This window comes from Nocardia sp. NPDC049220, assembly GCF_040647855.1.
In the GTDB taxonomy this organism is placed as follows: Bacteria; Actinomycetota; Actinomycetes; order Mycobacteriales; family Mycobacteriaceae; genus Nocardia.
In genome coordinates, this window is the sequence record NZ_JBEZDA010000006.1 from 16180 (window position 1) to 25958 (window position 9779).

The 9779-nt window shown below is 65.7% G+C and carries 12 protein-coding genes; 1 reads left to right on the forward strand and 11 read right to left on the reverse strand.

Going from position 1 to position 9779, the window contains the following annotated elements:
- Positions 1-159: 159 nt before the first annotated feature.
- The 5 genes from AB0C34_RS17010 to AB0C34_RS17030 form a co-directional block, all read right to left on the reverse strand.
- Complete coding sequence (locus AB0C34_RS17010) at positions 160-1152, reverse strand: hypothetical protein (RefSeq protein ID WP_357073134.1); 993 nt, start codon at positions 1150-1152, stop codon at positions 160-162.
- An 851-nt stretch (positions 1153-2003) separates the two neighbouring features.
- On the reverse strand, positions 2004-3113 hold the full coding sequence (locus AB0C34_RS17015; RefSeq protein ID WP_357073137.1) for a hypothetical protein: 1110 nt from the start codon (positions 3111-3113) through the stop codon (positions 2004-2006).
- Positions 3114-3202: 89 nt separating this feature from the next.
- The gene (locus AB0C34_RS17020; RefSeq protein ID WP_357073140.1) at positions 3203-3823 is read right to left on the reverse strand and encodes a hypothetical protein; all 621 of its coding nucleotides are present in this window, start codon (positions 3821-3823) and stop codon (positions 3203-3205) included.
- Positions 3824-3911: 88 nt separating this feature from the next.
- A complete protein-coding gene (locus AB0C34_RS17025) occupies positions 3912-4166 on the reverse strand; it encodes a hypothetical protein (RefSeq protein WP_357073143.1) in 255 nt (84 codons plus the stop codon).
- Between the two features lie 82 nt (positions 4167-4248).
- The gene (locus AB0C34_RS17030; RefSeq protein ID WP_357073146.1) at positions 4249-4722 is read right to left on the reverse strand and encodes a hypothetical protein; all 474 of its coding nucleotides are present in this window, start codon (positions 4720-4722) and stop codon (positions 4249-4251) included.
- 105 nt (positions 4723-4827) lie between these two features.
- Between AB0C34_RS17030 and AB0C34_RS17035 the strand changes: the two genes are divergently transcribed.
- Positions 4828-5811 carry a GntR family transcriptional regulator gene (locus tag AB0C34_RS17035; protein ID WP_357073149.1) on the forward strand — a complete coding sequence of 328 codons (984 nt, stop codon included), beginning with the start codon at positions 4828-4830 and terminating at the stop codon, positions 5809-5811.
- A gap of 583 nt (positions 5812-6394) precedes the next feature.
- On the opposite strand, the gene AB0C34_RS17040 is transcribed toward AB0C34_RS17035, so the two are convergent.
- The 6 genes from AB0C34_RS17040 to AB0C34_RS17065 form a co-directional block, all read right to left on the reverse strand.
- Positions 6395-6694 carry a hypothetical protein gene (locus tag AB0C34_RS17040; RefSeq protein ID WP_357073152.1) on the reverse strand — a complete coding sequence of 100 codons (300 nt, stop codon included), beginning with the start codon at positions 6692-6694 and terminating at the stop codon, positions 6395-6397.
- Between the two features lie 74 nt (positions 6695-6768).
- A complete protein-coding gene (locus AB0C34_RS17045) occupies positions 6769-7143 on the reverse strand; it encodes a hypothetical protein (protein ID WP_357073155.1) in 375 nt (124 codons plus the stop codon).
- A gap of 386 nt (positions 7144-7529) precedes the next feature.
- On the reverse strand, positions 7530-8198 hold the full coding sequence (locus tag AB0C34_RS17050) for a hypothetical protein (protein WP_357073158.1): 669 nt from the start codon (positions 8196-8198) through the stop codon (positions 7530-7532).
- Positions 8199-8219: 21 nt separating this feature from the next.
- Positions 8220-8720: a hypothetical protein gene (locus AB0C34_RS17055; protein ID WP_357073161.1), complete on the reverse strand. Its 501-nt coding sequence runs from the start codon at positions 8718-8720 to the stop codon at positions 8220-8222.
- Between the two features lie 11 nt (positions 8721-8731).
- A complete protein-coding gene (locus AB0C34_RS17060; protein ID WP_357073164.1) occupies positions 8732-9106 on the reverse strand; it encodes a hypothetical protein in 375 nt (124 codons plus the stop codon).
- A gap of 30 nt (positions 9107-9136) precedes the next feature.
- Positions 9137-9739 carry a hypothetical protein gene (locus tag AB0C34_RS17065; RefSeq protein WP_357073167.1) on the reverse strand — a complete coding sequence of 201 codons (603 nt, stop codon included), beginning with the start codon at positions 9737-9739 and terminating at the stop codon, positions 9137-9139.
- Positions 9740-9779: the final 40 nt, after the last annotated feature.

Consider the following 9779-nt stretch of genomic DNA (forward strand, 5'->3'; position numbering starts at 1 on the left):
TTGCCGGGTGTAGCGGTGCGAGTCGCATTGGTTGTTGGTCATGCACGGTGCGCGTGAGGAGGCTTCGGCCGACGATGGAACCTGCGATAGCGGCCGTAGATGTGTCCGTGCGGGCACTATCTATGCAGTGCTCCACAGTCTCGTCGCCGATCCCGCTGGTCATTTCGTGTGTGTCAGCCACGCCCAGCGTTGTGGGCGACGTTCGGCGAGCAGGTCGATCAGATCGCGTGAGCGTGCGGCAATGTTGTGTCGTTGCAGAACCACCAGATGCTCCCCTGCCTGGTGGATGGCTGCTGAGTTCGTGGTGTCGTAGCGTTGTCCGCACACGCACTCGAAAGCATGGCCGGCACCGCGGATTTGATGTGTGGGGTTGTCCCAGGTGAGATGGCTGAAGATGTCGAGCAGGTCTCGGGCTGTCGCTGTCTTCGTGAAGTTCCTCGGGGACACGATCTCACCCAGGCTGTTGATCTCGGTGAGGTCGATCCACTTGGGCAGCAACGCTACATAGTCGTCGCGGACCCCGGCGGCGCGCATCTGGTCTGACAGTTGCAGGGTGCCGTCGTCGGTGTAGACGGGCTTGCCGCGCGGCCAGAGGATCGTCGGTCCGGCCAGCCGCGTCTGTTCCCGCAGTGTCAGCTGTACATTCCGCTCCACGACCTCGATAATCACCGCTTCGCGGCACATGACGAAGGCGCCATCTTGCGCCGCGAAGTCCGGGTCGACCTCTGGTGTTCCGATCGGTTCGACCTGATACACATCGCCGGGGGATCTGCGGGCGCGGCGATCGATGTACCGTGCCGCGTAACCCATCGCGGCACCCAAATGTGTGGTGAGGTACACCCTGTCCGGGTAGTAGATCGCCTTTTCCACATGGTCGGGGTTGTATACGGCGTTCATCTTGACTTTTGTCGCCGGCAAGATCGTCTGACGGCGTCGCTTACCTGGAACACCACCGTGGTAGTAGATCGGCATCCGCCCCTCCTGGTCGTCGAACTCGTGATCTGGCGGCTGTGGTGGGGTCAATTCCCGTGGACGAGTTGAACCCGGCCAGGTCGTGGACGCCCCGAGGAGCCACCGATCGAGGTAGCAGGTGGCGCTCGCCACCACCGCGATCCCGTCGAGTTCACGGATCCGGGTCGCCGAAAGCAGCACCTACACCACGGAGCGGATGACATGTCAGCCGCTCCGTGTGGGTTGATAGTCGGAGTGATCACCATTGCCCCCGAATTTGCAGTGCCTTACGAAACATGATGGCAGGATGGGGCTCTCGGGGGGCCTGGATCGACCCACGTGACGCCTCTCATGAGCAGGCGATTGGCTGGAGTGCGTCTTGCTTGTGCGTGACCACCGATAGACAACCTCCACCTTCCGCCCCGCAGAAGGGGAAGGTGTTCGTGCTCCTGATAGGAAGGAACGCCGTGTCGATCGAGCATGGCCATAACTCCGTTGTGTTCTTGGACAGCCGTCGACAAGCGGACGGAGACGACGATTCATTGGTCTGCGGATGCGGCAGTGTGTGGTTCACCCTCGATGGGCGGAGCGCGGGGCTGGACCAAGACGCCGGCGCGGTGACTCTTCGTCGCGACGGCGGCGTGAAGGCATACTGCGGCATACCCACCTGCGTGGAGTGCGGTGCGACCGCGATGGCGGACGGACGCGACGTGAGGCCACCCCTGGCATAGCCCCCCGTGGATGCGACAACGGGACCGACCATGGGATATATAGTCGGGCCCGCTCATATCGCCGTCCGCAACTACCGAAGTCGGTCTTGACCACGACTCGGGCCGGGGCGGTTGCGGCGTCTGCGGTCCCTATGGGCAGTCAACTGCAGGCGATTCTTTTCGAAGCGCCGCGCGGCGTCGCGCCATCGCTCAGACTCGGACCGGCGCTGACGCTCCGGATCGGCTGATGGCGTCGGCCGGTGGACGACCTCGAGGCATGGCGCCGAGGCCTTGTCCTTGGGCGTCACGTCCACGTGACGCGGCAGCGAGATCAATTGGGGGTCAGTGCATTGTCGACATCGTCGTGACGTGCTCCGCGGCTGCGCGGTAGGCCGCCACAGCGGTGATGCGCCGCCGGCTCAGCTGCTGGCCGAGATCCCGCTCGACGGCCGCGTTGGTGGCACGCAACTCGGGGTTGTCCAGGGTCCAGGTGTCGGGGTAGCGGTGCGCGGCAATGAACTTCGCGTTGCCGATGAGCCGGTCAGCGAACATCTCGATCACGGTGGTATCGGCGTGGGCGCCGTTGTCGAGCCGCGGCCGCCGATCGGCGTGGGCGTCGATGAACGCGAGAGCCTCTGGCACGGAGCGGATCCGGGCGCCGGTCTCGGCGATCGCGCGGCCGATGATGCGGTCCGGTGACCAGCGCGCCGACATGCCGTCTTCGACGGCCAGGTCCATGGCGGTGGTGACCGCGTCGGGGCAAGCGAGCACGTGCAGGTCCACCGCGACGACGGCCTGGACGACGATATCGGGGTGGTCGCGTCCGGCTTGGGCTTTGGTCTGCTCATCGAATGCGGTGCCCAGCACCGCATCACGCAGGCGCTCGGCGCGGGCGTCTGGGTAGCCGGCGGCGCGGGCGTGGGCGTGCAGCAACTCGGCGGAGCGCAGTTCGTCGTATCCGGTGGGGTTGTCGCGTCGGCGGCCGTGTCCGTATACGGCGTCGCTGTAGGCTTCGGCGGCGATGGCGTCGAGGATGTCGTCGATGCTCGCTCCGCAGCGGGTGAGGTGCTGGTGCAGGGCTGTGATGGCGTCGAGCAGGCCGCCGCCGTGGTGGTAGGCCGCCAGGACTGCGAACTCGGGGCGCTCGAGGTCGCCGATGATGCGGCCGAGCTGCCCTGTCGCGGGGTCGCCGTAGAGGGTGGTCACGATGTGCAGGCCGCGGGCGGCCAGCACGACGGCTTGGTGGGCGCCGGGATGGTCGAGAACCGAGGCGGGCAGCGCGGTACGCAGGGCGGCGATCTGGGGTGTCAGCACCGCTTCGGGTAGGGGATTGTGCGGGTCGAGGAGCCGGTCCCGGATCTCGGTGGCAGCTGCCGCGGCGGCCGGTGAGTTGTCCTGGCACAGGTCGGTGTAGCTGCGGGCGTGGTGCGCGAACTCGACGGCGGTGTCCATCAGATTTCGAGGTTCCTTGTCTTTGTGGTGTTGCGGGCTGTCAGGCCGGACGACGGTCTCGGTCCGGACGCGCCGTGTGCCATCGCGACCTACTTCTGGTCGGTGCTGTCACCGGTGACCGCGGTGGCAGCGTGCGGCGGGATGGCTTCGGCCCAGTGGGTGGTGTGGGTGGTCACGATGCGCATGACCACGCGCACGGTGTAGTCGGCGCGGCCGAGCCAGTGCGCTCGTTCGGTGTAGTCGGCGGCCGCGGTGTAGGCGTCTTGGGCGTGCAGGTAGAGGGTGTAGGGCAGTTCGTCGGCGACAGCGTCGGCGTCGCGGATGAGTCCTGCGGCGGTGACCAGCGCGAATTCGTAGTGCTGCTGCGGCAGTGGGGGCGGGAACAGGATGTCGAGTTCACCGAGGCTGGGCAGTGGCTGCAGCACCGGTGCCGGTGGCGCGGCCGGGGCGACGGGGATGTCGGCGTATCGGCATGGTGTCGCCGACCATCCCGGTACGCCGAGGTCGGCGGCTTCGCCCGCGAACTGCTTGCAGGCGATCGTGGCCTCGTCTTCGGTGTCGAACAGCAGTGGTTGCGGGTCGGTGGGGTGCGTGTCGGGGTCGGGGAGCAGGCGGGGGCGGTCGTGGCGGTCATCGGCGGGCAGCAGCAGCACCCATCGAGGGATGTTTGGGGAGATGGGGGTGTTGTCGCTGGCAGGATGGCTGCTCATCAGCGTTCGTTCCTCCGGGGAATAGTGGGGGGCCGGTGTATTCGAGGCGGGAATCGGTGGATGCAGGGGTGGGCGTTCGAGATTGCCGTCATTCCGCGTGGTCGGCCAGGACGAGGGTTTCTATCTCGCCGCACTCGAACCACGGGTAGCAGCGCTGGAATATCGATCGGCGCGACAGGTCGCGTCCCAGCACGCTGGCGGCCCACGGTTCGCCGCGCTCGGCAAGCACACGCTTGACCTGCGCGGCCACCGTGGGATTGACGTAGGGCGACATGTTTGCCTGGTGCCATCCCAGGGTGCGGAGTTCGGCAAGGGCTTCAGGGGTCAAGGTGGTGGTGTGCATCGCAACCTCGAGGTCGGGGACTGTGCGTGGGGGCGGGTGGGTTCGTGGGAGGGGATTCGGTGTGGCTGAGCTGATGTAGCGGCTACAGCCTCATCTGCCAGCCGGCGGTATGGCCTGCTCCATGCGAGGAGCCCGCAGAGAAGTCGATGAGCCCGACCGGCGCCGCAGTGGTCTTGCTGTTTTCGATGTCGGTGCAGAACATGGCGCAGCCGTTGGCGGCCGCGGGGGCTACCGGCGCGGGGGCGGTGGCGTGAGCTGGTCGGGCAACAGAGGCGGTCTTGCTGTATTTGGTGTCGGCGGGGGTGTATTCGGTGTCGGTGCAGAACATGGCGCAGCCGTCGGCGGCCACGGGCGCGGTTACCGGGGTGGCGGGGGTGCGATCGGTAGTCAGGACCAGGGCGCCGAAGATGATCGCTCCCATGATCGGGAGAAGAAACAGCACGGGGTTCCGCAGTGTCAGCGACACGATGCGCCCGATCGGCCCACGCCGCCGCCAGCGCCGCGTCGAAGTGGTCGAGGACTGGTAGCGAGACCGGTGGGATGCGCCGAGACCCATGGAACAACTCCATTCAAAATCTGGTGTGACACTTTTCTTTACACTAAATATAGTGAATCTTCTTGCATTGCACCAGTGCTGTGTGCAATCTTGTATTCTGTGTCCATGCCAGATACCGTCACCCTCCTGCGCAGCCTCGGGGACTTCGCCGTCCGCACCAAGGAGCTGAGCAAAGCGATGACCACCCTCCGCGACGATCTCGCCGCCCAGGCCCTGCGGGAAGACCATCCGAGCAGTGCCGTCCAGGAAATCGGCGGGTATCCCTACTACGAAGCCATGCGCAAGCCCGTCCGCGAGCGCGGTGTGCGAGCAGGCAAGCCCGGCCGGGCGCGCTCGGTCTACACCACCAAGTCCCCCGCTGCCCGCACGGTTGCCAAGGCCGTCGCCGAGCTCATCGACACCGGCGAGTACGCCCCCGGCGCTGCGCTACCCGCGCCTGAGGCGCTGGCGGAGACCCACCAGGCCAATATCAACACTGTCCATGCCGCATTGCGCGCGCTCATCGACGCAGGCACGCTCGCCGAGGCCGGTGATGGCACTCTCCGGGTTGTCGACAGCGCTGTCGTCGACTCGCCGTTGACCAACGAGACCTACACCGCGCTCACCGATCTCGCCGCTGTGGTGTCCGCACTGGGCAACGACATCGCCGAGTTCATCGCGCACGCCGGCGCGTCACAGGCTCCTGTTCAGGCAGAACCCGCGCAGGAACATCAGCGCAAGCAAGCGGTCACGACCGCCGACACCGACAGCGCTGAACCCGCGCCGGTGGACACCGTGCTGGCGGACACCGTGCCGCCGGTGGCCGAATCGACCGCCGCACCAGGGCAACAGGACACGCAGGACGATGAGCTCATCGCCGAGGTGTGGCGGCGGCGGGACACGCTGCGTGGGCTGAGCAAGACCAAGCTGGTGAACATGCTCCGCAAAGGCGTGACCCGCCGTATAGATGGCGGGATCATCGACTTCGACAGCGCTATGCCGCTGAAAGATTGGACCGATATAGAGCTGGCTGAGGCCATCCTGCGGATGGAATTCAGTGGGCTCATCGACACCGACAAGGTTCGCCACCGCCCACACCCAACGCTGTGACAGCTGCCCTCACGACATACCGCCACCGATGACGTGAGGACCCAGCGCTTCCCACGACGGTCCCAGCCTGGTGTTGAGCTGCACCAGCCCCCTTGAAAGCTGTTGATCGGCTCACACTTCAGGACAGAGATCCGACCGATGTCAGCGAATTGCCCGCTGAGTGGGCTGCGTCGGGAAGCTGGGCGTCTACGAGATTCATCCCCCGCCCTCATTGCAGGCGAGCGCGGGCCAGATGGGCTCCAGCGGACTACGGCGGGCTCCGCAGCAGTTGGTGGCTTGTCGACCGACGCTGTCAAGTTCCCGTATATTTCGAGACGTCCTATGAACGAGAGAAGCCGACCTCGTTGCAGCGAGACCGGCTTGGTCGGTGGCTCTTCTAGAAGAGTCCACCGCTCTCACGTAGGGCGTTTACGAAGTGGTAGACCGCCTCTGCAGCGTTTGCCAGGTGGGCCCTCCAGAGACACACGTCTCTGGCGGCGGCCCATCTTCGTTCTTTCACCCGTCGTGTAACGGTGAGCACTCATCTTCGGCACCCATCTCCAGCATCGAATTGGTCAGTGGTTGGGCTGTGTGTGGAGCGATGTCACTCCCCCGCGCCGCTGTGACTGGCCCTGGAATCTGGTTGGTTCGTCAGCGGGGCACTTTCCAGGTCTCGATGATCTGGGCCGTTGGGAAAGGTGCAGCGCACCCGGCGGTGGGTGTCGTAGAGCCCTTTCCCGTAGCAGCGTTCAGGGCCGCCATCCACCTGGTAGCTGTACACCCACGTCCACGCCGGTCCCTGCTGGGTGATCATCGGGTAGTTCTTCTCGCGCGTCACCCGGACTTGCTTCGCATTCTCGGGGTCGTCACATCCGATGATCTGCTCACGGATCAAAGACGCCATCGGAATCTCCTGCCGGGGTTTGGGTTTGTGGCCAACACCATTGCACCCACTGTGGTGGGTGCACCAGAAGCGGCTCAGAACTCGTCGCGGTGTTCGTTGATCCAGTAGTCGGCGACCGGGCCGACGCTGTACGCGAGCAGTGCGTCCGCGCCAACGCCGTTGACGATGTGGGCGATCATCTTGCACAGCTGGTATGGGCTGCGCTGGCGGACGTCGGAGGCAAGCTGAATGTTCATGCGTCCGGTTGTGAAGCACTTGTAAAGCGCACGGGCCGCGATGTGAGTGGCCTGGTCCAGGTCTGGGGTGTGGTGGACGCTGCCGATGGCGGCGAGCACGTGTTCGGTGCGGTTGCCGTCGTACGCGAAGCCGTACTCATCGCGGAGAACGAACCGCTTGGTGCGAGGTGCGATGCGAGCGGCCTTGGCGATCTGTGCGGCGGTGACGGTCATCTGAATCTCTCTGTGCAGGAGGGGGTTTAGCAGTCAGCTGGGGGTGTCTTGATGTTGAAACGACCCTACAACCCCAAGGGGCAATTTCACTAAATTTAGTGAACTCATGCTTCATGCACTAGATATTCCAAGAACCCGGGCTTGGGTCGTCGGATTCTGCTACGCCACCCGTGATCGGTGGGATCCGCGATTCAGGGGGAGGTGATAGGAGGCCCGACACCAACATCCATCGATGGGTGTGCCGTCACAGATCGCCGATAGAACCACATGTCTTTCCGGACACGCGGGCAGGTCGAACACTTCCGGACCGTTGATGTGTTCTGCTGTGTGTCGGGGCCGGATCGGGCGTACTGCACACGCCCGATCCGGTTGCTTGGCAAAGAGAGTCAGACAGCGGCGAATGCGGCGGCCACGAGCCGGGCCAGTGCCGCCGTGTCCAGCGTGTCGCCACGGCGCGGGCGAGTGACCCGCCCGCCTGACGTCAGTGGCAGGTCCATCACTCGAACCTCGCTGTGGGCTTCCTCGTCCAGCCATGGCGCGCCCTGCTGAATCGCCCGTGCACGATCAGCGGTCATGAGCAGGTCAGCGACCGAGCGCCGTTGCGTCGTCACCTCATAGCGTGCGCGGACGCGGCCGATCACAATCCAATCGACAGCGAGCCCGTCGAAGTCGGCGGCGAAGTCGCACAACACGACCGGGGATCCGCCGCGAGCCAGGTGCCACGCGGTGGTGCGGTCGCGGACGGTGCGCCAGCCACGAGCCCACATCGCTGCCTCTACTCGCTGCCACACCTCGTCCGATTGGCGGGGTCCGCGCAGATACACGATGGGCTGCGGTGCGGGGGCCGTGGGCACGTCGCCGTTCTCTCCGCGGCCCAGGATGCCGTACACGCGTTGGCGGCGTTTGCGGTCGCCGAGCGCTTCGGCGATATCGGAGACGATGACACCGTCCGCGTGCTCGTCCCGCACGATCTGCTCGAAAGCTGCTTGTGCGGTGGACACGGCTGCCTGGGCAGCGCGGATACGGTCAGCCCCAGATGTTTCGGTGGTCGTCATCAGTTCTCCAATCGAGCTGGGTCAGCGGCATTCGTCGCAGAATGCGTCGGCGATGTCGCGTGCCGGATCGGCGGCCCATGCTCGCACCAGATCCGGCACCGGCATGAGGTCGGTGAGGTTGAGGCAGTTTTCGATACGGGATCGGTTCGGGTTTCCGCCGCGGAATCCGATCCACTGCTCGGCGGAGGTCTGAGCCAGCAGCACGCCCCGAGCCCAGTTGTGCCGAGCTTCGGGCATGCCCGTGGTGCGGCAGATGCGGTCGAGTTCGTCGATCGTTTCCAGGCGCAGCCGCTGCGCCCACTCCACTTGGCGTTGCGAGCCGAGCAGCCCGGGCCATCCCAGTTCATCGGCTACACCAGTGGCGGCGTCGGATGTCACGGCTCGGTCGGTCGCGGCGCAGTCCGGGCAGTTGAACCGGCCCAGCCCGGCGGCTTTGCGTTCGCGCTCTCCGTGCACGTTGGTGCCGTAAATCTGTCGCTCGCTGGCGTGTCCGCAGCTGTGTTCGATCGTGTACCAGGCCATGCTGCTGCGGCCTATTGGTCGGTATCGGAGGTGGCTGCGCGGATGGCGTCGATGACGGGGGCGATATCTCCGTCGAGCACGCCTTCCCCTGCGGGTTGGAGGGTCTCGGATCCGAATTCGCTCTCGCGCTCGACTTCAAGCCACCATCGGACCGCGCTGGTGGTGGCGTTGAGGGTGAGTCTGCCGATGTTCAGGTGAAGGATGGCGGTGTCGATGTATTGCGGGTCGGGGCGGTCGGCGGCGTTGTCGTCGGCCCAGCCGCCGATATCGGCGGGGTCGGGTCGAGCGCAGTCGAGGACGCCGACTGTGGTGACACCGGGTAGGGGGTGGGTGTCGAGGTGTTCCATGATGCGGGCGGCGGTGTCGGGGGCGTACGTGGTGGTCACCGGTTCGGGCCTCTCGTAGCGGGGCGAGTGTCAGTAGCGGTTGGTCAGGGAGTCGATCAGGTTGGACGCGGCCGACTTGGTCAGTGCGCGAACAGCGTTCACGTCGATGTTGCCGTCGGCGGTGTAGAGCCCGGTGGTGGTGGCGAAGCCGCCGCCCTCGCCTGATGTGGTGCGGCGAGCGAGAAGTTTGACGAGGTAGTCGACCTGGCGGTCGGTGACGGGTTCGGTCGCGCGGCGGTGGGCGGCGGTGGCGTCCTTCTCCTGCTGGGCGGGGGTGCGTGGGTTGTGTCCGTCGCGGCGGGCCTGCTCTGCGCACTGGCGTACGAAGTCGGCGAGTTCGCTGGTGCGACGGAACTTCTTGTCGGCGGCTGCGCGTTTGGCGGCGCCGTCGTAGCCGAGCAGGCCGGCGATGTGTTCGATTTGGTCGAGCAGTTCAGCGCGACGGGCGGCGGCGGCTTGGGCGGCGGTGGCGCGTTCGATCATCTGGTCGGCGCGGCGCAGGCTGGCGCCGGAGATTCCGTCGAGCCATTCCGGGCGGGTGCGCAGTTCGACGGCGATTTGTTCGCGGGTGATGCCGACTTTCGCGGCGCGAGTGATGAGGTCTTGGGCGGCTGCGTCGCCAATTGCGGCCATGGTGAGGTCCTTTTCCTGGTGAGGGGCCATCTCCCTCTCG

Coding starts and splice junctions, on each gene's coding strand:
- AB0C34_RS17015 (WP_357073137.1), bottom strand. CDS start 3,113: ATGGACACCGCCGTCGAGTTCGCGCACCACGCCCGCAGCTACACCGAC.
- AB0C34_RS17020 (WP_357073140.1), bottom strand. CDS start 3,823: ATGAGCAGCCATCCTGCCAGCGACAACACCCCCATCTCCCCAAACATC.
- AB0C34_RS17025 (WP_357073143.1), bottom strand. CDS start 4,166: ATGCACACCACCACCTTGACCCCTGAAGCCCTTGCCGAACTCCGCACC.
- AB0C34_RS17030 (WP_357073146.1), bottom strand. CDS start 4,722: ATGGGTCTCGGCGCATCCCACCGGTCTCGCTACCAGTCCTCGACCACT.
- AB0C34_RS17035 (WP_357073149.1), top strand. CDS start 4,828: ATGCCAGATACCGTCACCCTCCTGCGCAGCCTCGGGGACTTCGCCGTC.
- AB0C34_RS17040 (WP_357073152.1), bottom strand. CDS start 6,694: ATGGCGTCTTTGATCCGTGAGCAGATCATCGGATGTGACGACCCCGAG.
- AB0C34_RS17045 (WP_357073155.1), bottom strand. CDS start 7,143: ATGACCGTCACCGCCGCACAGATCGCCAAGGCCGCTCGCATCGCACCT.
- AB0C34_RS17050 (WP_357073158.1), bottom strand. CDS start 8,198: ATGACGACCACCGAAACATCTGGGGCTGACCGTATCCGCGCTGCCCAG.
- AB0C34_RS17055 (WP_357073161.1), bottom strand. CDS start 8,720: ATGGCCTGGTACACGATCGAACACAGCTGCGGACACGCCAGCGAGCGA.
- AB0C34_RS17065 (WP_357073167.1), bottom strand. CDS start 9,739: ATGGCCGCAATTGGCGACGCAGCCGCCCAAGACCTCATCACTCGCGCC.